The organism is Brachybacterium sp. ACRRE (genome assembly GCF_022346485.1).
GTDB lineage: Bacteria > Actinomycetota > Actinomycetes > Actinomycetales > Dermabacteraceae > Brachybacterium > Brachybacterium halotolerans.
Genome location: NZ_JAKRMO010000024.1, coordinates 1 through 24,964, shown reverse-complemented (window position 1 = coordinate 24,964; position 24,964 = coordinate 1). Strand labels below are relative to the sequence as shown.

Annotated in this window: 20 protein-coding genes and 1 tRNA gene; 17 read left to right on the top strand and 4 right to left on the bottom strand. The window is 73.2% G+C overall.

The genetic code is table 11. From position 1 onward, the window contains the following. The first annotated feature begins 6 nt into the window (after positions 1 to 6). Positions 7 to 552, top strand: coding sequence for a GTP cyclohydrolase I (gene folE / locus MHY49_RS08835; RefSeq protein WP_255719814.1), 546 nt, complete (start codon positions 7 to 9; stop codon positions 550 to 552). A gap of 50 nt (positions 553 to 602) precedes the next feature. Here the strand turns inward: folE and folP are convergent, their stop codons facing one another. Further along, positions 603 to 1,484 (bottom strand): dihydropteroate synthase, encoded by an 882-nt coding sequence (folP, locus tag MHY49_RS08830; protein WP_370646070.1) that lies wholly within the window; start codon positions 1,482 to 1,484, stop codon positions 603 to 605. A gap of 316 nt (positions 1,485 to 1,800) precedes the next feature. Between folP and MHY49_RS08825 the strand changes: the two genes are divergently transcribed. Then, positions 1,801 to 2,514 (top strand): HAD family hydrolase, encoded by a 714-nt coding sequence (locus tag MHY49_RS08825; RefSeq protein WP_239203637.1) that lies wholly within the window; start codon positions 1,801 to 1,803, stop codon positions 2,512 to 2,514. Beyond that, entirely contained in the window at positions 2,511 to 3,035 is a 525-nt protein-coding gene (locus MHY49_RS08820; protein WP_239203636.1) for a GrpB family protein, read from the top strand. The genes MHY49_RS08825 and MHY49_RS08820 overlap by 4 nt, the downstream gene beginning before the upstream one ends. A 29-nt stretch (positions 3,036 to 3,064) precedes the next feature. On the opposite strand, the gene MHY49_RS08815 is transcribed toward MHY49_RS08820, so the two are convergent. Both MHY49_RS08815 and MHY49_RS08810 read right to left on the bottom strand, forming a co-directional pair. Further along, complete coding sequence (locus MHY49_RS08815; protein ID WP_239203635.1) at positions 3,065 to 3,352, bottom strand: hypothetical protein; 288 nt, start codon at positions 3,350 to 3,352, stop codon at positions 3,065 to 3,067. 30 nt (positions 3,353 to 3,382) lie between these two features. Further along, positions 3,383 to 4,978: a glutamyl-tRNA reductase gene (locus tag MHY49_RS08810; protein WP_239203634.1), complete on the bottom strand. Its 1,596-nt coding sequence runs from the start codon at positions 4,976 to 4,978 to the stop codon at positions 3,383 to 3,385. Between the two features lie 143 nt (positions 4,979 to 5,121). On the opposite strand from MHY49_RS08810, the gene hemE reads away from it, so the two are divergent. The 10 genes from hemE (at position 5,122) to MHY49_RS08760 (ending at position 16,063) form a co-directional block, all read left to right on the top strand. Further along, on the top strand, positions 5,122 to 6,300 hold the full coding sequence (hemE, locus tag MHY49_RS08805; RefSeq protein WP_370646069.1) for a uroporphyrinogen decarboxylase: 1,179 nt from the start codon (positions 5,122 to 5,124) through the stop codon (positions 6,298 to 6,300). Continuing rightward, a complete protein-coding gene (locus MHY49_RS08800) occupies positions 6,297 to 7,832 on the top strand; it encodes an FAD-dependent oxidoreductase (RefSeq protein WP_239203632.1) in 1,536 nt (511 codons plus the stop codon). The genes hemE and MHY49_RS08800 overlap by 4 nt, the downstream gene beginning before the upstream one ends. Then, positions 7,829 to 8,596: a hydrogen peroxide-dependent heme synthase gene (gene hemQ / locus MHY49_RS08795; RefSeq protein WP_239203631.1), complete on the top strand. Its 768-nt coding sequence runs from the start codon at positions 7,829 to 7,831 to the stop codon at positions 8,594 to 8,596. Before MHY49_RS08800 ends, hemQ begins: the two co-directional genes overlap by 4 nt. Positions 8,597 to 8,672: 76 nt before the next feature. After that, positions 8,673 to 9,968, top strand: a complete 1,296-nt coding sequence (locus MHY49_RS08790; protein ID WP_239203630.1) for a ferrochelatase — start codon at positions 8,673 to 8,675, stop codon at positions 9,966 to 9,968. Then, entirely contained in the window at positions 9,965 to 11,044 is a 1,080-nt protein-coding gene (hemC, locus tag MHY49_RS08785; protein WP_370646068.1) for a hydroxymethylbilane synthase, read from the top strand. The genes MHY49_RS08790 and hemC overlap by 4 nt, the downstream gene beginning before the upstream one ends. Next, the gene (locus MHY49_RS08780) at positions 11,041 to 11,931 is read left to right on the top strand and encodes a uroporphyrinogen-III synthase (protein ID WP_239203629.1); all 891 of its coding nucleotides are present in this window, start codon (positions 11,041 to 11,043) and stop codon (positions 11,929 to 11,931) included. The genes hemC and MHY49_RS08780 overlap by 4 nt, the downstream gene beginning before the upstream one ends. Before the next feature lie 7 nt (positions 11,932 to 11,938). After that, positions 11,939 to 13,003 carry a porphobilinogen synthase gene (gene hemB, locus MHY49_RS08775; RefSeq protein WP_255719809.1) on the top strand — a complete coding sequence of 355 codons (1,065 nt, stop codon included), beginning with the start codon at positions 11,939 to 11,941 and terminating at the stop codon, positions 13,001 to 13,003. A 115-nt stretch (positions 13,004 to 13,118) separates the two neighbouring features. Beyond that, complete coding sequence (locus MHY49_RS08770) at positions 13,119 to 14,501, top strand: glutamate-1-semialdehyde 2,1-aminomutase (protein WP_239203628.1); 1,383 nt, start codon at positions 13,119 to 13,121, stop codon at positions 14,499 to 14,501. A 363-nt stretch (positions 14,502 to 14,864) separates the two neighbouring features. Next, a tRNA-Met gene (locus tag MHY49_RS08765) sits at positions 14,865 to 14,938 on the top strand. Positions 14,939 to 15,565: 627 nt separating this feature from the next. Beyond that, on the top strand, positions 15,566 to 16,063 hold the full coding sequence (locus MHY49_RS08760) for a hypothetical protein (RefSeq protein ID WP_239203627.1): 498 nt from the start codon (positions 15,566 to 15,568) through the stop codon (positions 16,061 to 16,063). A 144-nt stretch (positions 16,064 to 16,207) separates the two neighbouring features. On the opposite strand, the gene MHY49_RS08755 is transcribed toward MHY49_RS08760, so the two are convergent. Further along, positions 16,208 to 18,223 (bottom strand): DUF6020 family protein, encoded by a 2,016-nt coding sequence (locus MHY49_RS08755; protein WP_239203626.1) that lies wholly within the window; start codon positions 18,221 to 18,223, stop codon positions 16,208 to 16,210. A gap of 540 nt (positions 18,224 to 18,763) precedes the next feature. Between MHY49_RS08755 and MHY49_RS08750 the strand changes: the two genes are divergently transcribed. The 4 genes from MHY49_RS08750 to MHY49_RS08735 all read left to right on the top strand — a co-directional run bounded on the left by MHY49_RS08750 (position 18,764) and on the right by MHY49_RS08735 (position 24,812). Beyond that, positions 18,764 to 20,740, top strand: a complete 1,977-nt coding sequence (locus tag MHY49_RS08750; protein WP_239203625.1) for a hypothetical protein — start codon at positions 18,764 to 18,766, stop codon at positions 20,738 to 20,740. A gap of 174 nt (positions 20,741 to 20,914) precedes the next feature. Further along, entirely contained in the window at positions 20,915 to 21,592 is a 678-nt protein-coding gene (locus MHY49_RS08745; RefSeq protein ID WP_228359320.1) for an AIM24 family protein, read from the top strand. Between the two features lie 172 nt (positions 21,593 to 21,764). Beyond that, entirely contained in the window at positions 21,765 to 23,048 is a 1,284-nt protein-coding gene (locus MHY49_RS08740) for a Gfo/Idh/MocA family protein (protein ID WP_239203624.1), read from the top strand. Between the two features lie 276 nt (positions 23,049 to 23,324). Continuing rightward, on the top strand, positions 23,325 to 24,812 hold the full coding sequence (locus MHY49_RS08735) for an FAD-dependent oxidoreductase (protein ID WP_239203623.1): 1,488 nt from the start codon (positions 23,325 to 23,327) through the stop codon (positions 24,810 to 24,812). Positions 24,813 to 24,964 lie beyond the last annotated feature (152 nt).

The window sequence follows — 24,964 nt, the reverse complement described above, 5'->3', positions numbered from 1 at the left end:
CGCGACATGGGCGCGGCCGAGCGCGCGGCGTCTGCGTTCCTCGATGCCCTCGCCATCCCCCACGACTCCCCGCATCTGCGGGAGACGCCGGGACGAATGGCGCGGGCCTGGGCGGAGATGCTCACGCCGCGGGCGTTCGATGCCACCACGTTCCCCAACGACGAGGGGTACGACGAGCTCGTGCTCGCCCGCGACATCCCCTTCCGGTCTGTGTGCGAGCACCATCTGCTGCCGTTCGTCGGAACCGCGTGCGTGGCCTACCTGCCCGGGGAGCGCATCCTGGGCCTCTCGAAGCTCGCCCGGATCGTCGAGCACTTCGCATGCCGTCCGCAGACGCAGGAGCGCCTGACGCGACAGGTCGCGCTGTGGCTCGAGGAGCAGCTGGAGCCGAAGGCGGTGGGCGTGGTCCTCAGCGCCGAGCACTCGTGCATGACGCTGCGCGGCGTGCAGGCCACCGGTTCGAGCACCGTGACGTCCTCGCTGCTGGGGACGCTGCGCAGCGATCCGCGCTCGCGGCAGGAGTTCCTCGCGCTCGCCGCGAGCGGCCGCTGAGAGGGCGAGGCGGGATGCAGGGCCATTGTGGCCGCTGCCCCGCCCCGCTCTCACACGTTGTGGGTCGGGTGCATGTTGTGCTCGAGGCGCACGGGTGCACGCAGGCCCAGGATCGCCTCGGTCATGCGCACGGCGTCCACCGTCTCGGCGACGTCGTGCATGCGCACGATCCGCGCGCCCTTGAGGATGCACACCGTCATCGCGGCGAGCGAGCCCGCGAGGCGCTCCCCCTGCGGCCGGTCGATCGACTCGCCGATGAAGTCCTTGTTCGAGACCGCGACCAGCAGGGGCAGCCCGATCTGCGTGAGCTCCTCGAGCCGGCGCGTGATCTCCAGGGAGTGGAGCGTGTTCTTGTCGAGGTCGTGCCCGGGGTCGACGATGATCCGCTCGCGAGGGATCCCGGCCGCCTCGGCGCGCGCGACCTGGTCCAACAGCGCGTGGCGGACCTCGTCGACCACGTCCTCGTAGTGTGCGGCGGGCTTCTCCTCGCGGGGCCTGCCGGCGCTGTGGCAGAGGATCACGTGCGCGCCGCCCTCGGCGACGACGCGCGCCATCTCCGGGTCGGTCAGGCCGCTGGTGTCGTTGATGACCGCGGCGCCCGCCGCGAGGGCCGCTCGGGCGACGGCGGCGCGGTTCGTGTCGACCGAGACGATCACCTGGGGATGGGCGGCGGTGAGCCGCTCGATCACCGGCACCACGCGCTCGATCTCCTCCTCGACGGAGACCGCGGGGCCGCGCCCGAAGGGCACGCCGCCGATGTCGACCCAGTCGGCGCCGCGCTCGACGGCGCGCACGGCGCTGGCGACCGCCTGGTCGAGGACGAAGGTGCGGCCCTTGTCGTAGAAGGAGTCCGGGGTCCGGTTCACGACGGCCATCACGGCCACGCGATGCGTGAGATCCAGGGCGCTCATCCCGCGGTGCTCGGGCTCCATCCGACGTCCTCTCTCCCCGACGGCGTCCCGCCGCCCGCGCTGGTGGCATCCGCACTGGTGGCGCATGCTCGGCACGACTCTACGGGGCGATCCCGACATTGCGGGGCACGGGGCGCCCAGGCCACACGGCGACACGGCGACACGGCGACACGACGACACGACGGCACCGCGACACGGCGATCACAGGGCACCCGGAGCGCAGTCTCCGGCGAGGGCGTGCACTTCGCGTAGCAGGAGGTCGGGTCACGTGCATATACGAGGGTCACCTGACCTCCTGCTACGCGAAGTGTCCGGGGGTGCTCGGTAGTCTCGACGGATGCTGCTGCTGATCGACCTCGACAACACGCTCATCGACCGCGACGGCGGCTTCGCGCGCTGGGCGGAGGACTTCGTCGAGGATCTGGGCGGGGGTCACCAGGACCTGGACTGGCTGCTCGCAGCCGATGCCCACGGCTACGCTCCCCGCCGCGTCCTCGCCGACGGACTGAGGGAAAGGCTGGGCCTGAGCACCGACCCGGAGGAGCTCGTCTCGCAGCTGAGGCGCGGCCACCTCCCCTACATCGAGCCCTACCCCGGAGTGGTCGAGCAGCTGCAGAGCCTGCGCGGGGCCGGCATCCCGATCGTGGTGGTCACCAACGGACGCACCGAGCAGCAGTCCCGCAAGCTCGACCTCACGGGGATCGACGACCTCGTCGACCACGTCGTGATCTCCGAATCGGTCGGGGTCAAGAAGCCGACGGCCGGCATCTTCGAGGCGGCGCTCGAGCGTCTCGGTTCGGCTGCGGAGCCCGGAGCGGTGTGGATGGTCGGCGATCATCCCGAGGCCGACATCGCCGGCGGCCGCGCCGCGGGGTTCTCGACCGGCTGGGTGCGCCACGGCAGGTCGTGGCACGAGCAGGAACGGGACTGGCGGCCCACCGTGCAGGCGGAGACCACGCACGAGGTGCTCCAGCTCATCGCGGACGGGGCCGGCTCAGCAGGGCACGCGGTGCGCACAGGGGACCCCGAACAGGACCGGACTCGGCGATGACCTCGTCGAGTGGTCCCGACCCGTCGTCGGAGCAGGCTGTCCTGCTCGTCGATCCGAGACCGGAGGACTGGGCACAGCGCTTCGCGCGGATCCAGGACGACGTCCTCGCTGTGCTGCCCGGAGCGCGGATCGAGCACATCGGTTCGACCGCCGTCCCCGGCCTTCCCGCGAAGGATGTCGTCGATGTGATCGTCGGCCTCCCGCAGAGCGCCATCGCCTCTGCGGCACATCGCCTGGAGGATGACGGCTGGGACCTCGAGGGAGAGCGCGAGCAGCACTGCTGGCTGAGCCGTCCCACGCGCCGCGCACGCGACTGCGTCCTCCATCTCGTGGAGCACGGCGGACGGATCTGGACGGAGCGCCTCGACTTCCGGGATCTCCTGCGCCGGGACGCCGATGCTCGAGCCGACTATCTGCGCACGAAGGTCGAGGCGGCCCGATCATCCACCGGGTGGACCGACTACACCCGCGCCAAGGCCCCGACCGTCGGCAGGCTGCTCGACGAGCATCGGAAGGGCTGAGAAACCCGCGGCCCGCGCCATCCCAGGCCTCAGCCCTTCTCGCCGACGCTCTCGATGAGGCGCCACACCTCCGCCTTCACCTCCTCGGCACGGGCGGTGCGCGGGTCGTCCCCGGTGAGCTCGCGGCGACAGTCCTTCACGAGCTCCTCGACCTGCAGGGCGGCGTCCTCGGCGCGGCCCTCGCGGGCGCAGGCGATCGCGAGATCTGCGCGCACGTCGATGACGGCGGCGTCGAAGGCGTTCGGGGCGTCGGGGCCGGTGAGCATGGCCGCGAGGCGCGGGTAGAGCTCGGCCGTGGTGGGACTCGGCGTGGTCATCGGGTCCTCCGGTTCAGGGGATGCGACGGGTCAGGACCGGCCGTGGCCGACCTGCTCGAGGAACGCCTGCTGCTGGGCAGGCGTGAGGGGGCAGGCCGAGGGGTTCTGGCGCACGTTCTCCTGCACGCCCATGCGCGCGAGTCTCGCGAGCGCCTTCATGGTGTCGGCGGTCGGCGTGGCAGGAGCGGCGCCCTCTCCTGCTGCCGTCCCGTCGGCCCCCGACGCGGCGGCCGTCGATGCGTGACCCGTCGACGCGGAACCGGCCGACGCGGCGTCGGCCGGCGCACCGGGCGTCTCCCCCGTCAGCAGGGCGCCCTCGCGCACGGCCTCGGGCGGGACGGTGCGGTCCAGCCGCACCCAGGGGCTCGCGAGGTGGTCGCCCTCGGCGGGGGCGTCGGCCTCCCCGAGGTCGACGCCGAAGATGGTGTGGAAGGCCTGCACGAACTTGTCCGCGTCGCCCTGCTCGGCGAGCTCGCGGGCGCGGGCCGTGGGCGAGTGCATGACCTTGGCGAGGATGCGGCGGATCGACCGCTCGACGTCGTCGGCCTCCTCGCCCTTGCCGCCGCGCCGCAGCCGCGCGACCTCGGAGTCGGTCGCCTCGCCGAGCGAGCGGCGCAGCGCGGCCATCGCCGGGTCCACGCGCCGGTACTCCTGGCGGGCGGTGAACTGGGCGACGCCGTCGGCGATGATCTGCCGGGCCGCCTCGAGCACGGGGGCGGCCTCCTCGTCGATCTCGATGGTGAGGTCGGAGAGGTCGAGCACCTGAACGTCGTTCAGGTGACGCACCAGGGGGTGCAGGTCGGAGTGCAGGGCGAGGTCGAGGATGAGCGTGGGGCCGACGTCCCGGAAGTGGTCGGGGAACAGGCTCGTGCCGCGGCCGGAGCAGGCGAGCACGAGGTCCGCCTCGCGGATCGCGGTCCCGAGCTGGTCGGCGCGGATGGCTTCGATCCCGTGGCGCTCGGCGAACCCGAGGGCGCGCCCGGAGCCGGAGTGCACGCGCACCCGGCCCGCGCCGCGGCGGGTGAGGTCGGCGACGCCCAGGCGCGCATAGGCGCCGGTGCCGATGACCAGCACGTCCTTGTCCTGCAGCGGCCCGATGAGGCCGACGGCGTGGTCGAGCGCGATCGCGACGCCGGAGCGGCCGGCCGCGCCCACCGGGGTGCGGGAGGCGACCCGCTTGGCGAAGCGGAAGCCGATCTGGAAGAGGTCGTTGAGCTGCGCGGTGGTGTGGCCGGCACCGCGGGCGGCGTCGAAGGCCGCGCGCACCTGGCCGGCGATCTCCGCCTCGCCGAGGACGACGGAGCGCAGCCCCGCGGTGACCTCGTAGAGGTGCTCGGCGACGGGCGCGCCCATCGCGGTCTCGAAGCACACGGAGACCAGTTCGGCGTCCAGGCCGCTGGTCTCGCTCACGGCCTCGACGACGAGCTCGAGCCCGTCGTGGAAGCGCTGCGTGTCGAGGTAGACCTCGAGGCGGTTGCACGTGGACATGACGACCCAGCCGTCGAGCGGGCCCCCGTCGGCATTGAGGTTCTCGATGACCTCGGGGAGGTCGGCCGCATCGCGGGTGAGCACGTCCAGCACCCCGAGATCGAGGTGCTCATGGGTGGCACGGACGGCGGCGAGCATCACTCCATGGTAGGCCCGGGCCGCGGCCGGGCCGGTGAGGTGTTGACCACCCCGGGACCTTCCTCCCGCGGACCGCCCACGGGCTGGGGGCACAATGGCAGAGCACGGCGATCGTGCACGTCAGAGCCACTTTTCACGACAGGATGTCAGATCAGATGAGCCCCGCCCCCGCCGCCCGTCCGGGCACTGCGCAGGCCCCGCAGGCCACCGCGCAGGACACCCCGACCCTGGTGCGTCGGCTGCGTGGAGAAGCCGTCGATCCCGCGGCGCCCGCATCCGTGTGGTTCATGCGCCAGGCCGGCCGCTCGCTCCCGGAGTACCGCGAGGCCCGCGAGGGCACCGGCATGCTCGAGGCCTGCCTCATGCCGGAGCTCGCCGCCGAGATCACCCTCCAGCCCGTGCGCCGCCATCGTGTGGACGCGGGCATCTTCTTCTCCGACATCGTCGTGCCTGCGAAGATCGCCGGCCTCGCCGTCGAGATCGTCCCCGGCCGCGGCCCCGTCTTCGACCACCCGATCCGCACGGTCGCCGACATCGACGCCCTGCCCCCGATCGACGACTCCCTCGAGGACTCGTTCGAGCCGATCCGCGAGGCCGTGCGCCTGGTGACCGCCGAGCTCGGCGCGACTCCGCTCATCGGCTTCTGCGGCGCCCCCTTCACCGTCGCCTCCTACATGGTCGAGGGCGGCCCGAGCCGCGACCACCTGCGCACCCGCGCCCTCATGCGCGAGGATCCCGCGGCCTGGGACCGCCTCGCGGGCTGGGTCGCGGAGCTCTCGGGCCGCTTCCTGCGCGCCCAGGTCACCGCGGGCGCCCAGGCCGTGCAGCTGTTCGACTCCTGGGTGGGCGCGCTCTCGGCCGAGACCTACCTGGCCCACGTCCAGCGGCACTCGGCGGCCGTGCTCGACGCCGTCGCCGACCTCGACGTGCCGCGGATCCACTTCGGCGTGGGCGCGAGCCACCTGCTGCGCGAGATGCACGCGGCCGGCGCGACCACGATGGGCGTCGATCACCGGATCGCCCTCGACCAGGCCATCGACCTCCTCGGCGGCGACGTGCCCGTGCAGGGAAACATCGACCCCGCCGTGCTGTTCACCGGGGCCGACGCCCGCTACGCGGAGGCCGATGCGGTCCTCGCCCGCGGCGCCTCCGCGCCCGGCCACGTGGTGAACCTCGGCCACGGCGTCCCGCCCGACACCGATCCCGGGGTCCTCACCGACCTCGTCGCCTACCTCCACGAGCAGTCCTCGGCGGCCCCCGAGTCGTCCTCGACGGACCAGGCCCCGAGCACCCTGAGCACTCGGGAGGCCGACGCGCTGTGAGCACCCGTGTCCTCGTCCTCGGCGGAGGCCTCGCCGGGCTCCTGGCCGCGCGCCGGCATGCGCGCGGCGGGGCCCGCGTCACCCTCGTCGAGCGCCGTGAGGACGTGGGCGGTGCCGTGCGCGGCGTCGACCTGGGCGGACTCGTCGTGAACGCCGGCGCCGAGGCCTACGGCACCGGCTCCGGCGCGGTCGACGCGCTGCTCAGCGACCTCGGCCTCGGCGAGCGCGTTGTGAGCCCCCGCGCCGGGCTCGGCTCCCGCGTGGTCTCCGACGCCGGCGCGCTCGTCTCCCCGCCCGGCGGTCTGCTGGGCATCCCGGGCGATCCGCTGTCCCGTGAGGTGCGCGCGGCGCTCGGCACGACGGGCGCGCTGCGCGCCTGGGCCGAGCGCCTCCTGCCCGCCTCTGTCGGCTTCGCCGACGGCGTGAGCGTCGCCGAGTACGTGCGACGCCGCATGGGCGCGCGCGTCGCGGAGCGCCTGGTCGCCCCGATCATCGGCGGCGTGCACTCGGCCGATCCGCACACCCTCGAGCTCGCGAGCGTGCTGCCGCACCTCGAGGAGACCGTGCGCGAGACCGGCTCCCTCGCCGCGGCCGTGCGCCGCCTGCGCCCGCAGCCCCATGCCTCCGCGGGCACCGCGGTGCGCGCGCTCGATCCGACGATGGCGCTGCTGCCCGGGGCTCTGGCCGATGATCTGCTCTCCCACGGCGGCGCGATGCTCAGCGGCACCCGCGCGGTGAGCGTGCGGCGCGGGGGCACCGACGCGGCCGAGATCCAGCCGGGCGATCCCGACGCGGCCTGGCAGGTCCGTCTCGAGGGCGCGCACACCGGCACGCTCGCGGCCGACCACCTCGTGATCGCGACCGACCCCGGGACCGCGCGCGACCTGCTGCTCGGGAACGGGGCCGCGGAGGCCGACGGTTCCGATGCCGGCACCGGAACCGGCCCTGGCGTCGGCACTGGCGCCGGCGCCGATGCGGACGCCGACCACGGCCTCGCGGAGGTCGCCCGCGCGATCCCCCCGAGCCCCGCCGTCGCGGTCCGCCTCGTGCTGCTGGCGCTCGACGCCCCCGAGCTCGACGCCTTCCCCTCGGGCACGGGAGCGCTGGTCGCGCCGGGGACCCGCGGGATCCGTGCGAAGGGGCTCACCCACGCGAGCGCGAAGTGGGAGCATGTCGAGCGGGCCGCGCGCGAGCGCTTCGGACCGCACGCCCACGTGCTGCGCCTGTCCTACGGACGCCCCGGCGAGGTGCTGCCCGGGGACGACGCCCTCACCGACGAGCTGGTCACCGACCTCGCCCTCGCCGACGCCTCCGCGATCCTCGGCACCGCGCTCTCGCGCGAGCAGCTGCGGGCCGCGCGCACCGTCACCTGGCGGCGCACCATGCGGCAGGCCCGCCCGGGCCACCGCGCCGCCCTCGAAGACCTCGACCGCATCCTCGGCAGCGCTGGGCTGCCGCTGGAGCTGACCGGCGCATGGCGCGCCGGGACGGGGCTCGACGCCCTCGTCCGACACGATGGAAGGACATCATGAGCAGCGAAGACACCCACCAGACCCCGTCGGCCGCCTCGGCCCCGTCGGCCGCACCGAGCACGTCGGCCGCCTCGGCCACGTCGGCCCCCTCCGGCGGCGAGACGGTCCGGTACACCTCCTACACGGTCTTCACGCGCGTCGAGGCGGCCGACGCCCCGCGCGAGCAGGTCGCGGCGGAGATCGAGAAGGTCGTGGCCGCGATCGAGGCCGAGGGCACCGTGGTGCGCGGCATCTACGACGCCTCGCTGTTCCGCGCCGAGTCCGATCTGATGCTGTGGATGCACGCCGAGACCCCTGAGGCCCTGCAGGACGCCCTGCGCCGCTTCGAGCGCACGCGCGCCGCCGAGGGCCTGGTGCGCTCGTGGTCGGGCGTCGGCGTGCATCGCGAGGCCGAGTTCTCCCGCTCCCATGCCCCGGCCTTCCTCTCCCCCTCGCGCACTCCGCAGCAGTGGGTCACGGTCTACCCCTTCACCCGCTCCTACGAGTGGTACCTGCTGCCCGACGAGGAGCGCCGCGACATGCTCATCGAGCACGGCACGCTGGGCCGCACCTACCCGCAGGTCCACGCGAACACCGTCGCCGCGTTCGCGCTCGGCGACTGGGAGTGGCTGCTGTCCTTCGAGTCCGACGACCTCCACGATCTCGTCGACATGATGCGCGCCCTGCGCTACACCGGCGCCCGTCTGCACGTGCGCGACGAGCTGCCCTTCCACGTGGGCCGTCGCCTGGCCTCGGCAGACGACGTCGCCGGCATCCTCGTCTGATCCCGTCCCGCACCCACCCGATTCCCTTCCGCCCCGGCCGCCCCGCCGGAGCATCGACTGCGACCCGGAGGTCACCATGACCGAGAACCCCGCACCCCTCCCCGACGACGTCCCGTACGACGCGATCCTGTTCGCCTCCTTCGGCGGGCCGGAGCAGCAGGAGGACGTGGTGCCGTTCCTGCGCAACGTCACCCGCGGGCGCGGGATCCCGGACGAGCGGCTCGAGGTCGTCGGCGAGCACTACCGCAAGCTGGGCGGGCGCTCCCCGATCAACGACCAGAACCGCGACCTCATCGCGCGCTTCGAGCGGGCGCTGGCCGCGGCCGGCATCGACCTGCCGGTCTACTGGGGGAACCGCAACTGGGCGCCGTTCACGAGCGACGTGGTCGGGCGGATCAGCGCCGACGGGCACCGCCGGGTGCTCGCGGTCGCCACGAGCGCCTACTCCTCCTACTCCTCATGCCGCCAGTACCGCGAGGACTACGCGAAGGCGCTGGTCGCGAACGATCTCGTGGGTCAGATGGAGATCCAGAAGATCCGCGCCTACTTCGACCACCCCGGCTTCCTCGAGCCCGTGCGCGACGGAGTCCGCGCGGCGATCACGCAGATGCGGGACGCCGGCCACGACGCCTCCCGCACCCGCGTGCTGTTCTCCACGCACTCCATCCCGCACGTCATGTCCAGCGCCTCCGGCCCCGCCGAGAAGGACGCGCAGGACCCGTCGGCGGGCGACGTGGGCGGCTGGTACGTCGCCCAGCACCTCGCGGCGTGTCGCTGGGTGATGGAGCAGCTCAGGGAAACCGACGGCGCGTCGGCCGGCGCAGACCTGGCGATCGCCGTGCCCGACTGGGAGCTCGTCTACCAGTCCCGCTCGGGCGCCCCGCACGTGCCGTGGCTCGAGCCCGACATCAACGACCGCCTGCAGGAGATCCGCGAGCACGACGAGGCCGACGCGGTGATCGTGGTCCCGATCGGCTTCGTCACCGACCACGTCGAGGTCGTCTGGGACCTGGACACCGAGGCCGCCGAGACCGCCGAGGAGCTCGGCCTGGCGTTCACGCGCGTGGCGACCTCCGGAACCGACGAGCGCTTCGTCGAGGGCCTCGTGGACCTCGTGCGCGAGCACATCGAGCCCGGTCACAGCCCCCGCGCGGTCACCGACTTCGGCGTCGTCGAGGACACCTGCGGCGCCCTGTGCTGCCTGAACGGCTCGGCGCACGCCCGCCCCGTCCCCATGGAGGGCACGCCCCTGGACACGGTCGAGCAGATCGCCCTCGCCATGCAGGCCGACGAGCAGATGCGCGCGCTCATCGCCGAGGAGCAGGCCGCGCACGCCGAGCAGTCCCGCGCGGGCTCCGAGGTGCCGGCGTGAGCGCCGAGCAGCCCGGCGCGAGCCCCGTGGCCGGCGCGAGCCCCGTGCCCGACGGCGCAGCCCCTGTGCTGCGCGTCGGCACCCGCGGTTCCGACCTCGCCCTCGCCCAGTCCGGCCAGATCGCCGGACGCGTCGCGGGCGAGGACCGCGTCGAGCTCGTCCGGGTGCGCACCCACGGGGACGTCGACCGCACCAGCCCACTGGCGCAGATCGGCGGCACCGGCGTGTTCGTCACTGCCGTCCGCGAGGCCCTGCTGGGCGGGGAGGTCGACGCCGTCGTCCACTCCGCGAAGGACCTGCCCACAGCGCCGGTCCCCGGCATCGTGATGGCCTGCGTGCCCGAGCGCGAGGACCCCCGCGACGCCCTCTGCGCCCGCGACGGCCTGACCCTCGGGACGCTCCCGCAGGGCGCGAAGGTCGGCACCGGATCCCCGCGTCGCGCCGCCCAGCTGCGCCGCGCCCGCCCCGACCTCGAGGTCGTGGGCATCCGCGGGAACGTCGAGACGCGGCTCGCCCGCGCGCTCGGCGAGGACGCGGACCTCGACGCCGTGGTGCTCGCCGCCGCCGGCCTGCTGCGCCTGGGCCGCAGCGAGGTGATCAGCGAGCTGCTGAGCCCGGACGTGCTGCTGCCCGCGCCCGCGCAGGGCGCGCTGGCCGTCGAGTGCGCCGAGACCTCCGCCGGTGCCTGGTTCGAGTCCGGCATGCGCGCGGCCGACCACGCCCCGACCCGCGCGGCCGTCGCCGCCGAGCGCTCCCTGCTGCGCACCCTCGAGGCCGGCTGCTCGGCGCCCGTCGGCGCCCTCGGCACGGTCACGGGCTCCGGCTCCGGCTCGGGCTCGGGCTCGGACGGCGCCGACGACGCCTCCGAGGGGACCGTGCTCACCCTGCGCGGCCTCGCGATCTCCGAGGACGGCACCCAGGTCTTCGAGGGCACCCGCAGCACGCCCGTCGACCTCGCCGACCCCGCAGCCCTCGAGGCCGACGCTGTGCGCCTGGGCCAGGACCTCGCCGCCGACCTCCTCGAGGCCGGCGCCGCCCGCGTGCTGAGCACCGCAGGGGGCGACGCCGCATCGTGAGCAGGGACCGTGTCCTCCTCCCCCGCCCCGAGGGGCGCGGGGACGACCTGACCGACCTCCTCGAGATCGCCGGCTACGACGTGGTGCGCGCGCCCTTCGTCCGGATCGAGCCCGCACCCGCCGCGGACCTCGCCCCCGCCCTCGACCGCCTCGCCCGCGGCGAGTACGACCTGCTGGTCATCACCAGCCCCGCGACCGTGCGCTCGCTCGTCGCCGTCGGTCTGCAGGTGCCCGAGGGCACCGAGGTCGTCGCCGTCGGCGGTGCGACCGCCCGCGCCCTGCACGAGGCCGGCCTCGAGGTCGACCTGGTCGCCGAGGGGTCCGGTGCCGCGCTCGTCGAGGCGGTGCGCCGCCGTCGGGAGGCCGTGGGCTCGTCGGACCAGGTCACGAACCCGGAATTGGGCTCGGTCTCGGGGCCAGTCTCGGATTCGACCGCTCCCGCTCCGCGGGTGCTGCTGCCGGCCTCGTCTGCCGCCGCCCCGACCGTCCGCGAAGGCCTCGAGGGCGCCGGCATGCGGGTCGAGCAGGTCGACGCCTATCACCCTGAGCACGCGCCCCTGCCCGCGGAGGTCGAGCGCGACCTGCCCGGCGGCGGCTTCGACGCGATCGTGCTGACCAGCTCGATGATCGCCCGCCGCGCCGCCCAGATCGGCGTGCACCCGCGCACCGCCGTCGTCGTCATCGGCCGCCCCACCGAGGAGGCCGCTCTCAGCGCCGGACTCCGGGTCGACGCGCGCGCCGAGCACCCCGATGCCCCGTCCCTCGCACGAGCCGTGCACCTCGCGCTCGCGCCCGAGACCACCACTCCCCCATCCACCAGCCTCGACAGCCTCACCGACTCCACGAGCCGGACCAGCCCGGCCCGCCCCGCCGCCCCGAAGGAGTGACACCCCGATGACCTCCATCGACCCCGATCAGCGCGTCGCCGACTACCGCGCGCAGCTTCCCGCCCACCTCTCACCCGCCCGTCGGCCCCGCCGCCTGCGCACCACCGAGGCCATGCGCTCCCTGGTGCGCGAGACCACGCTGCGACCGTCGGACCTGGTCCTGCCGATGTTCGTGCGCGAGGGGATCGACGCGCCCGTGCCGATCACCTCGATGCCCGGCGTCGTCCAGCACACCGAGGACTCCCTGCTCGAGGCCGCCCGCGAGGCCGCCGACCGGGGCGTCGGCGGGATCATCCTGTTCGGCGTCCCCGCGACGAAGGACGCGGTGGGCTCCGCCGCGAGCGATCCCGACTCCTTCGTGAACCGGGCGATCGCGCGCCTCGCCCAGGAGATCGGCGAGGACCTCGTGATCATGGCCGACCTGTGCCTGGACGAGTTCACCGACCACGGGCACTGCGGCATCCTGGACTCCCGCGGCCGCGTCGACAACGACGCCACCCTGGTGCGCTACCGCGAGATCGCGCTCGCCCAGGCCCGCGCAGGCGTCCACATGATCGGCCCCTCGGGGATGATGGACGGCCAGATCGCCGCGATCCGCGACGCCCTGGACGAGGGCGGCTTCGAGGACGTCTCGATCTTCGCCTACAGCGCGAAGTACTCCTCCGCGTTCTACGGCCCGTTCCGCGAAGCCGTCGACTCCTCGCTCGAGGGCGATCGCCGCACCTACCAGCAGGATCCCGCCAACGGCGGCGAGGCCCGCCTCGAGGTCGAGCTCGACGTCGACGAGGGCGCGGACCTGGTGATGGTCAAGCCCGGCATGCCCTACCTCGACGTGCTGCGCGACATCGCCGAGTCCTCCCCCGTGCCCGTGGGCAGCTACCAGATCAGCGGGGAGTACGCGATGATCGAGGCCGCGAGCGCGAACGGCTGGATCGACCGCGACCGCGCCATCATGGAATCGCTGCTCGGCTTCAAGCGCGCCGGCGCCTCGATGATCCTCACCTACTGGGCGTCCGAGGTCGCCGGCTGGATCCGCGACGGCCTGCCCGCCCACCTGCGCCCGTTCGTCTGAGATCCCGCTCGACCGCCGGCTCTGGCACTGGCTCGAGCACTGGCTCGGGCACCGCTCGACGTCCCGGCGCCGCCCGCAACCCCACCCGTCCGCACTCCCCGAAGGAGACAGCCCCATGACCCTCGACGAGTCGACCTCCGAGTCCCTGTTCGACCGCGCCAAGCAGGTGATCCCCGCCGGCGTGAACTCGCCCGTGCGGGCCTTCGGCTCCGTGGGCGGCACCCCGCCGTTCATCGCCTCGGCCTCCGGCGCGCTGCTCACCGACGCCGACGGCAACGAGTACGTGGACCTCGTGGGCTCCTGGGGGCCGATGATCCTGGGCCACGCGAACCCGCGCGTGGTCGAGGCCGTGCGCGAGGCCGCCGGCCGCGGCCTCTCCTTCGGCGCTCCTCAGACCGGCGAGGTCAGCCTGGTCGAGGAGCTCGTGCGGCGCGTGCGCCCGCTGCAGAAGGTGCGCCTGGTCAACTCCGGCACCGAGGCCACCATGAGCGCTCTGCGGGTGGCCCGCGCCGCGACCGACCGCGACGTCGTCGTGAAGTTCGCCGGCTGCTACCACGGGCACGTCGACGCCCTCCTCGCCGAGGCCGGCAGCGGCGTCGCGACCTTCGCGATGCCCGGCTCCGCGGGCGTCACGGAGGGCACCGCCCGCGACACGATCGTGCTGCCCTACGGCGACCGCGACGCCGTGACCTCCCTGTTCGCCGAGCGCGGCGGCGAGATCGCCGCGATCATCACCGAGGCCGCGCCCGCGAACATGGGCGTGGTGACCCCGCCGGAGCACTTCAACGCCTTCCTCGCCGAGACCGCCCACGCCGCCGGCGCACTGCTGATCACCGACGAGGTGCTCACCGGCTTCCGCGCGAGCGCCGAGGGCTACTACGGCATCGACGGGCCGACGGCCGATGGGGCGGGGTCCTCGACGGCCGGCGGGGCGGGCACGGCCGACGGGGCCGGATCCGCTCCGGCCGACGGCTCGGACTGGGCTCCGGACCTCATGACCTTCGGCAAGGTCATCGGCGGCGGACTCCCCGTGGGTGCCTTCGGCGGCCGCGCCGATCTGATGGACCTGCTCGCGCCGCTCGGCCCCGTCTACCAGGCGGGCACGCTCTCGGGGAATCCGCTCGCCACGGCGGCGGGCCTCGCGACCTTCGCCGGGCTCGACGACGCCGCGTACGCCCAGCTCGCGCGCACCTCCTCGACCCTGCAGTCTCTCGTGGCCGACGCCCTCACCACCGCGGGCGTCCCCCACGTCATCCAGACCGCCGGCACCCTGTTCTCGGTGTTCTTCCGCGACCAGCCCGTGACCACCTACGACGACGCGAAGGACCAGGACACGGCCGCGTTCGGCCGCTTCTTCCACGCGCTCCTCGAGGGCGGCGTCTACCTGCCGCCGTCGGCCTTCGAGGCCTGGTTCGTCTCCACCGCGCACGACGAGCAGATCGTCGACCGCATCGCCCAGACCCTCCCGGCCGCGGCGCGCGCGGCCGCGCAGGGTTGAGGGAGCGGGGTTGAGCGGGCTGGGCTGAGCGGGCCGGGCTGAGCAGGCTGGGCGCGCCGGGCTGGGTTGAGCGAGCGCGCAGAGCTGAGCAGGCTGGGCCGAGCGGGCGCACCAGGTCGCTCGGGGCGGGGACCGGACTCGGGTTCGGGTTCGCGTTCGAGTTCGAGTCCAAGTTGGGCGCCGGTCTCGCTGTGCGTCGCCGTGTGTCCCATGGGTGGCACGGCACGGGGCTCCCTGCGCACCATGGATGCGCGTCGTCCTCCGGGATGGCGCGCATGGCCGCCGACGTCGATCCCGCGCGCCGGTCGCCTCGCCGGGATCCCTCGTCGACCTCGACACGGGTTCTCGACGTGCAGGCCGTCCCGCTCCGTAGCTCAGCCCGGTAGAGCAGCTCCCCCATAAGGAGCGTGTCGCAGGTTCGAATCCTGCCGGAGTGTCCGCCGCCCGGGTGCTCGGCACCCGGATGCACGGCGCCCGCTCCCCCGGCCCGGCCCCCGCCCGGCGTCGGTTCACGCGCTGGGGCCGTGGGGCCGTGGGGCCACAAGGAAAAGCGTTGAGTGCTACGCAGTTGTCGTTCTGAGCACTCATAACGACCGGTACGCAGCACTGTTCGAGCCAGCACCCGGTCCGCAGCACCTTTCGGGCCGATTTCGGGCTGGCCGGACCGTCGAGTGCTACGTAATGGTCGTTCTGAGCACTCATAGCGACCGGTACGCAGCACTGTTCGAGCCTTCACTCGGTCCGCAGCACCTTTCGGGCCGATTTCGGGCCGGCCGGACCGTTGAGTGCTGCGTAGTCGTCGTTCTGAGCGTCCATAACGACAGTTGCGCAGCACTGTTCGGGCCGGCTCCGGTTCCCAAGCACCGTTCGGTCCAACACCGGGGCCTCAGCGAGGTTCGGGGCGCATCACGGGCTGCCGCGTCCCGTGCCGCCGTTCTGGGATGCCCCTTCCCGATGGCATCGGCTGATCTGCCATGCACGCGCTCGGCGGCCCTCGCGTGACCATCGCCGCGCGTCGGTGCCGTCACCACCGCACGCGGAGCCGGGACGCGTAATCTGCACCGGTGGACATCAACCCGTACGACACTCGCCAGCGGATCCTGCAGGCGCAGGACCAGGTGCAGGTCCAGCGGGAGGTCGCACCGGACGCGGAGCTCGCCGGATGCCCCGGCTGCCCGTACTTCTGGACGTGCCCGGTGCCGCATCGCGGTGAGGAGGTGCGGCCGCCCCGGGAGATCCACCTCGAGGACGTCACCGAGGAGATCGGCGAGCGCCGTCCCTTCCGTCCGCACGACGAGTCCGACATCGGCTGGACCGACGTCTGGATCGAGGACGACGAGGACGGAGCCGCACACCCGACGGAGGACGACCCGACGACCTCATCGGAGGACGAGAAAGCGGACGTCGAAAGGGCGCACGACGAGAGTGCGGCGGAGTCGGCGGAGTCGGCGGACTCAGGGAACTCGGCTGACTCAGCGGACACAGCGAACGCTCCGAGCGCGCCGGATCACGGACCGACGTCGCGCCGCCGCTGGTGGCAGCGTCGTTCGCAGCGAGGCTGAGTCTCCACGGGACCCGTGCAGCACCTCGGGTCACCGCCTCGAGGCCACCGCCTTGAGGCCACCGCCACGAGCTCAGCCACGCAGACTCACCGCGGCGGGCGCAATTCAGTGCGGACTCACCGCCGCGAACTCACCGCCGCGGACTCAGCGCCGCGGGGGCTTCCGGTGGAGGCCCTTCGGCGGCGCGAGCGGGCGCTGGGGCAGGCTGCGCACCGGTCCGTAGCGGCCCTCCTTCTCGGCCTCGGCGGAGCGCTGGTGCCGCCCCTGGGGCCCGCCATCGCGCGGTGAGCTGGTCACGCCGATCCAACTGAGGTCATCGGCCGCGCCGCCCGGCACGCCGTCAGCCGGGCTAGCTCCGTAGTCAGCACCGCTGTCGACACTGCTGTCCGCACCTCTGTCGCCAGCACCGACCCCACCGTCGGCCCGGCGACCGCCGCGCGCGCCCACACCCGCACCCGCACCCGGCGCGCTGCGCCGCCGGGTGACGCGGCGGATCCTGCGGACCGCGCCGTCGGGCGAGCCGACCTCGACGAGCTCCCTGCTCGCCGACAGCGCGAGCAGGGCGAAGGGGAGGAAGCAGCCGATCACGAGCGCGGCGCCGCCCGAGGCGTCGGCCGGCATGAGGGCGAGCGCCCCGGTCAGGATGCCGATCGGCACCGCCCAGAACCAGACGCCGGGGCGGCGCAGGGCGACCGCGATGACGCCCACCAGCAGCACGGCCACGACGCGCAGGGGCGACTCGACGAGCAGTCGCAGGCCGGGGGTCCCGTCGAGGACCGAGGCGACCGCGCCGGGCGCGCCGTCGTCCGCGGTGCCCGGGAGGTTCTGGCGGCCGTGGGCGAAGGGGTCGAAGGTGCTGGAGACCTCCAGCAGGATGCCGTCGGCCGCGAGTCCGGGATGGTTCTGGGCGAGGTGCCACCAGATGTCCGGGAGCCGCTCCGCCTGGGCCGCGCTGACATCGTCGTTCTCCGCCTCGAGCAGCCTCGCCGGCGCTCCGGGCGCGTAGCGGTCGCGCAGGTCGTCGACGTCGAAGATCTTCGCGAGCGCGTCGGCGTCCTCCGCGGACAGCGCGTCGGGGTCCTCGCGCAGGGCGAGGGCGATGCTCTGCGCCTGCAGCCCGTGCTGGGCGACCGGGTCCTCCGTGCCCAGCATCCCCTGGGAGGCGCCCAGGCGCGTGCCCACGAGGACCACGAGCAGCGGCACGACGAGAGCGACCAGCGCCACCCGCCAGGCCTCCCGGCCGCGGCGCATCATCAGAGTCATCACCAGCAGCACGATCACCAGGGGCACCGCGAGCGCGGAGCAGCTGAGCAGCAGCAGGGCGGCGAGCGCCCATTCGAGCACTCTCCCGCCGTGGATCGGCTCGCGCGAGTGGACGTGGTCGATGACGAGCGCGAGGAACCAGCACAGGGAGGCCGCGCCGAGCGCGGCGGGTGAGAGCGACAGGGACCAGAGCGCGATCGGGATGCCGCCGATCACGAGCACCGCGAGCGCGAGGGCACACAGGCCGTCGCTGCGCACCCAGCGGCCGAACAGCGCCGCCGCACGGCCGAGGGCCGCGAGCACGAGCGCCAGCTGGACCAGGACCAGGACGCCGAGGCCCGCCCCGATGCCGCCGGTGAGGAGTCGGCCGATCGCGAGCACGCACTCGAAGGCGATGATCACGAGCGGGCTGCGGTGGCCGGACATGCCCTCGCCGCGCAGCGATCCGCCCTGGAGGTCGGCATCCGCCCAGGCCCCGCCCCCGCCGAGCACCTCGCCCAGCAGGATGGGCGACCAGATCACGAGCAGCAGCAGAGCGAGGCGCCACCAGCTGCCCAGCAGCCAGCGCGCGGACCGTGCGATCCGGGAGGGCCGTCGCCGGGCGGGATCTGCGGCCAGCTCGCCGGCGCGCTCCTCGGCCCGCGCGAGCGTGAAGCGCAGCAGGCCGCCGACGACGGTGAGCAGGGCGGCGTACATGACCGCGGTGTAGATCAGCAGGCCCACGACGAGCTTCGTGTGGGCGTCGAAGGCGCTCAGGAACAGCAGGTGCTCGCCCTGGTCATCGAAGGGATGGCGCGCGATCCAGCCCATCGTCGCGCACACCGTGAGGGCGCAGACCACCAGGATCGGGACGGCGACGGCGCCGAACTTCTGGACACCTCGCAGTGCGCGCTCCACTCCGGCCACTCCCCTCGTCCGTGCCTGCGGACCATTGTCCAGGAACGCAGGCCACGAGCGGGGAGGACACGGCCGTCGTCCCGCGGAAGTCGCGCCGACGGCGCCCCACTTGTCCCGTTCTGCGCCGCTTCTGCGCGGCCATTGCGCCGCTTCTGCCCACGTCTGCGCGGCCGCTCCGTGCCCCACGTCGCATCCCGTCCGCTCGTCGGTCAACGTCGGGCGTCGGTCCGATGAACTCCGTGTGAAGCTTCCCGCGCTCCGGGGCGCTGTCCTGGTGCGTCGCGCGGGGACGGCACGATCTCTCCCAGGACGCCGGTGCCGCCGGGGCTATTCTCACGACGGCGGGTCGCGGATGGCCGGCCCGGTGGTGGCACGGCGTCCCGCGCAGGGACGCCGCACCCGGCCTCGTGGGGGATCGCGAGCCGGGTCGGGGCAGGGTCCCGTGCCTCACGGGCCCGCCCATCCGCACCGCGCCGGTGCCTCTGCTCCTTCCGTGCGGCCGCACCTGCCCTCTGTTCCCGTCGCCGGAGGTTCGCCACCGTGTCATCACCCGTTGCCGCGCGCTCCGCGGAGATCGCGCTCCCTCCCACCGCGCTGCGACGCTCGCGCGAGACCGGAGCCGAGCGCGCGGCCGGCACGAAGGCGGAGGACGGCACTGCGGCGCAGGCCGGCACTGAGGGGCGGGCCCGCGCTGAGACGCGGCCCGGCGCTGAGCCCGGGACCACGCCTGGGGCCGGGACCGGGACCGACGTCAGGTCGGGCTCGGCCGCCGGGGCCTCCCGCCTGTGGTGGGTGCTCGCGGGGGCCGCCGTCGTGCTCTGCATCGTCCTGCACGTGGTGGTCGCGCAGAGCGCCGTGGCGCCGCGCACCCCATGGGACGAGATCCATCCGCTGCAGATCGCGCGGATGCTCTCCGGCGACCACGACGTCCCCAAGCTCTCCGGGAGCGGCTACTACCCGGGGTGGGCGATCCTCATGACGCCCATCTGGTGGTTCACGCACGACCCGGCGACGGTGTACCGCGCGGCGATCATCCTGGGCAACGTCATCGGCGTCGCGACGATCCTCCCGCTGGCCCTCGCGGGCCGCCATCTGGGGATGAGCACGCCGCAGGCGATCGCGGTCGCGGGTCTGGCCATGTGCATGCCCGGACGGATCGAGCCCGCGGACTACGCGATGAGCGAGCCGCTGCTCATGTTCTGCTACGCCTGGGCGGCGCTGGGCATGCTCGTGCTCTGGAAGCGGCCGACGTGGTGGCGCCTGGCGCTCTTCGTCGGCGCGATCGCCGCCGCCTACCTCACGCACACGCGCGCTCTCGCGCTCGTGCTCACGGCCGTGGTGTGGCTGCTCTTCTTCACTCGCCGCAGCGTCGCGAAGGCGCTCGTGGGCGTGCTCGCGCTGGTCGCGTCCTGGTGGATCGTGGACCGGATCGCCTCGGCCATCAACCACCGCATGCTGCTGACTGGCAGCAGCAAGACGGACCTGGCCATGCAGGCGATCCTCCATGCCCAGCCCGAGGCACTCGCGAAACTCCTGGCGGGCCAGAGCTGGGCGCAGGTCGTGGGCACCGCCGGACTGTTCGCCCTGGGGTTCGTCGTGATCGTGGTGTGGACGCTGCGGGAGCTGCGCACCCTGCGTCTGGGACCGGGGGCGTTCCTGTTCGGCCTCACCGTGAGCACTGTCGCCATGAGCGTGGTGTGGTGGTACCAGCCCGAGGCGCTGTGGGGGAAGAGCTTCCACGGCCTCGAGGCCTGGCTCTATTCGCGCTACATCGACCAGGTCGCGGCCCTGGTCGTGATGGTGGCCGCGGCCGCGCTGCTGCGCCGGGTGAGCGCCCCGATGATCGGCATCGCCCTGGTGGTGTTCGTGCTGGGGGCCGCGGCCGTGGTGCTGAAGGTCGCCCCGCACGTGCCCATGTGGTACGGGCTGGGGACGAACACGGCGGCCGTGAACAGCTGGCAGGGCATGTTCCCCGAGCATCCTTTCCATCGTCCGCTGACGCCCACGCTCGACAACGCGAACCGCTTCTGGATATGGGCTTCGCTGGCGACGGCGATCGCCCTGGCCGCGCTGTTCGTGCTGCGGCGCTTTCCGCGCACTGCCGTGGCCCTGCTGCTCGTCGGCGCCGCCGCGATGTCCCTGAACGCGAACCAGGATCAGCAACGGCGCGTGCCGGCCAAGCTGGGTGCGAGTCTCGAGAAGGCGGACGCCGCGAGCGGGGACACGGGCCCGCTGCCGGTGGACGTCGACCTCTCGTGCGCGAGCTCCGGCCTGAACAGGGCCGAGATCCTCAACTGGTCGGGCTTCTGGTTCTCGCCGCGCACCGTGAGCATCGCCGATCCGCCGAAGGGCCGGCCCTTCACGACCGAACTCGTCATCTCGTGCAAGAACGGGTCGACGATGAAGGACCTGGGTGCCCGACCGGTCACCGGCGGCTCGAGCTACGGCTACCGCCTCTGGGTGCTCCCCGGCTCCCTCCAGCACCAGCTCGCCCGGGAGGGCGCCCTGGCGACATGACGGCCGGGCCCGTCGGCCCGGCCGGCCCGGCCGACCCGTCGGCCCGACCTGCCGATCGCCCGACCGCCCGACCAGTGACCGCTGCCACGCGACCGTGAGACGATCTCCCGGAATGCCCGACCTGACCGGCCCCACGACCCGCTCGCCGGACCCCGCCAGACAAGGACACCGCTCATGCGCAGCACCCTCTTCGACGCCTCGAACCAGGAGAAGCAGACCCAGGAGCGCTGGGTCCTGCAGTCCTCCAAGATGCTGCGCTGCGCTCTGCAGCCGCAGTCCCCCGAGATCATCGCCGCCCAGGGCGTGATGGTCGCCTATCAGGGGCAGATGGACTTCTCGTACCAGGGCTCGGGCGGCGGCATGAAGCTGCTGAAGAAGATGACCACGGGCGAGGGCGGGAACCTCATGCGCGTGCGCGGCCAGGGCGAGGTGTTCTTCGCCCGTCGGGCCGACGAGATCTTCCTGATCCAGCTCGAGGGCGACGCGCTGACCCTGAACACCCGCAACCTGCTGGCCTTCGACTCCTCGATCCAGTGGGACATCCGAGGAACGGGCGGCGCGGGCTTCATGGCCGGCGGCCTGTTCAACCTGTTCCTGCAGGGCCAGGGCCTGGTCGCCGTGACGTCCGACGGCCCGCCGATGCTGCTGGACTGCTCGCAGCAGCCCACGTACGTGGACCCGCAGGCGGCGGTGTGCTGGTCGGCGAACCTCACCCCGCAGATCAAGAACGACTTCAAGATGGGCTCGCTCATCGGCCGCGGCTCCGGCGAGTCCTTCCAGCTGGGCTTCCACGGCCCGGGCTTCGTCGTGGTCCAGCCCTCCGAGGGCGCGCCGGTCACGACCGGTTCCTGAGTCCGGGATCCGAGCTCGGGATCCGGGCGCGGTTCCGAGCCTGGATCGGGGCCGACGGCCGGACCCCGAGCGTCGGCCGTCGGCCCGTCGGTTCCCGTCCCTCGATTCCTCCTTCCCCCGTGCGCACTGTGCGCGCTACTGTGTGACCCACACTTTGTTTCAAGGAGGAAATATGTCGTTCACCCTGGGCATCGTGGGCATCGGCCAGTTCGGCACCCACTTCGCCGAGCTCTTCAGCGCCCACCCCGACATCTCCGCGGTCTATGCCGTGGACTCGGTGCCCGAGCGCATCGACGCGATCGAGCAGCGCGAGCAGAACCCGGTGCGCTTCGCCGGACGCTTCTCGAGCGTCGAGGAGCTGCTGGCCTCCGACGTCGACGCGGTCGCGATCTTCACCCAGCGCTGGACGCACGGGAAGATCGCGATCCAGGCGCTGCAGGCCGGCAAGCATGTCTACTCGGCGGTGCCCATGGCGATCGAGGAGGAGGAGATCCGCGAGATCACCCGCCTCGTGCAGGAGACCGGCCTGGTCTACATGATGGGCGAGACCAGCCAGTACAACGCCGCCGTGGTGCTGGCCCGGCGGATCGAGCGCTCGGGCGCCTTCGGCGAGGTGTTCTACGCCGAGGGCGACTACGTCCACGACATGGACCTGGGCTTCTACGACGCCTACAAGTACTCCGGCGGCGACGCCTGGAAGTCGACCGCCTCCTACCCGCCCCTGCTCTACCCCACGCACTCGATCGGCGGGATCCTGGGCGTGCTCGAGGACCGCCACGCGATCTCGGTCTCGGCGCTCGGACGGCCCGACACCCGCGGCGACGGCGTCTTCGACAAGGACGTCTCGATGTTCGACAACGACGTCTCCAACGCCTTCGCGCTGTTCGAGATGGACAACGGCGGCGCCTTCCGCACCAACGAGCTGCGCCGCGTGGGCTACCCCAGCCACAAGCGCGAGTCCCGCTTCCGCTTCTTCGGCGAGGCCAGCAGCTTCGAGGAGACCGTGGACGTCACCTACTGGCACGACAAGAAGTCGGTCCTCGAGGTCACCGACCTCATCAGCACCTCCTCGACCATGAGCCTGGACGACCCCCGCCTGAAGGACGTCTCCCCCACCCTGCGCGACGCCTTCGTGGCCGGCGCGGCCCGCTCCCACCACCAGGAGCGCCTGCCCGCGGAGTTCCAGGGCAAGCCCAACGGCCACGAGGGCGCCCACCACTTCCTGGTCGACGACTTCGCGCGCGCGGTCACGAACGGGAAGCAGCCGATGGTCAACGCCTGGCAGGCGGCCCGCTACACCCTGCCCGGGATCATCGCCCACCAGTCGATGCGCGAGGGCGGCGCCCGCCTCCCGATCCGCGACCTCGGCGACTGCCCTCTGCCGGTCCAGAATCTCGACGCCGACCAGCCCGCCCTCGACGAGGCCGGCATCCAGGCGCTGCTCGCGGAGGTCTGAGCGGCTCGGGGCCGACGGGCCCGTCGGCCGTCGGCCGGCCCGTCGGCCCCGACCCGTCGGCCCGCCGCTCGCCGGCGGCCCCCGCCGGCCGATCCGTCGCCCCGATGCGTCCCCCGGGCGGCCCGGAGCGTGATCCCGCTTGCTCCGGGCCCCCGGGGTCTGCAGGTCAGTGATTTTCGCGTATAGGCTGGTGCGTAAATCGAGACCAACGGCGACGCCGCTCTCGCCGGACGCGTGCAGCGCCCGCGGGCGCTCGCCCCGGGAACCCGAGGTGCGATGACCACGAACCAGCCTTCCGCCCAGCCCCTGCGACTCGCCGTGATCGGCTCCGGCCCCGCGGGCGTCTACGCCGCCGAGACGCTGCTGCGCTCCCCGCAGGTGAAGTCCGGCGAGCTCGAGGTCCAGTGCGACCTCTTCGACGCTCTGCCGACGCCCTTCGGGCTGATCCGCTACGGTGTCGCCCCCGACCACCCGCGCATCAAGGGCATCATCACCGCCCTGCACCGCATCCTGGACCGCGGGGACATCCGTTTCCTGGGCGACGTCGAGTTCGGCACCGACCTCACCGCCGCCGAGCTGCGCGAGCGCTACGACGCGGTGATCTTCGCGACCGGCGCCCTCAAGGACGCCGAGCTGAACATCCCCGGCATCGACCTCGAGGGCTCCTACGGCGCCGCCGACTTCGTGGCCTGGTACGACGGCAACCCTGACTACCCGCGCACCTGGCCCCTGGAGGCCGAGCAGGTCGCCATGATCGGCAACGGCAACGTGGCGCTGGACGCGGCCCGCATGCTCTCGAAGTCGGCCGACGAGCTGCTGCGCACCGAGATCCCGGAGAACGTCTACGAGGGCCTGACCTCGGCGCGCACCACCGACGTGCACGTGTTCGGCCGCCGCGGGCCCGCGCAGTCGAAGTTCACGCCGCTGGAGACCCGCGAGCTCGCCCACCCCCACGGCGTGCAGATCGTCATGGACCCGGCCGATTTCGCGATGATCACCCCCGAGGAGCGCGAGGCCATCCGCGCCGACCGCCGCCGCGAGCAGGTCTTTGCGACCTTCGAGGGCTGGCTGCACGCGCAGCAGGAGCGCGAGGCCAAGGGCGAGGAGCCCACCGACGCCCACGGCGGACCCGTGCAGCGTCGCCTGCACCTGCACTTCTGGCACAAGCCCGTCGAGGTCCTCGGCGAGGACGGCCGCGTCGCCGGCATGCGCTTCGAGCGCACCCGTCTGGACGCCGACGGCACCATGCAGGGCACCGGCGAGCTCGTCGACTACGACCTCCAGGCCGTCTACCGCGCGATCGGCTACTTCGGCTCCGAGCTGCCCGGCGTCCCCTACGACGAGTCCCGCGGCGTCATCCACAACGAGGCCGGCCGCGTCACCGAGGCCGACGGCGAGGTCATCCCCGGCCTCTTCGCCAACGGCTGGATCAAGCGCGGTCCCGTCGGCCTCATCGGCGCCACGAAGTCCGACGCCGCGGAGACCGTCGCGAGCCTGCTCGAGGACCTCGAGGCCGGCCGCATCCCCAGCGCCTCGGACCGCGATCCCGACTCGATCCTGCGCCTGCTGGAGGACAAGGGCGTGGAGTTCACGACCTGGCAGGGCTGGACCGCCCTCGAGGAGCACGAGATCGGCCTGGGTGCGGCCGTCCAGGACAGCGAGGGCAATCCGCGCCCGCGCGTGAAGGTGGTGCCGCGCGAGGAGATGGTGCGCGTGGCCCGCGAGGGCCAGCGCGCGCACGAGAGCGCCTCGGCCGACGCCTGAGGGCTGTCGGGCCAGCGGCCGACGGCGGCGGTACCTGAGGGCGGCGCAGCCGAGGGCGGCGGACCCTGCGATGTCGCTGGGTGAGGTCTCAAGCCCATATAGGCGTTGAGACCTCACTCAGCGACATCGAAGCCGGCCCCAGGCCCACCCCC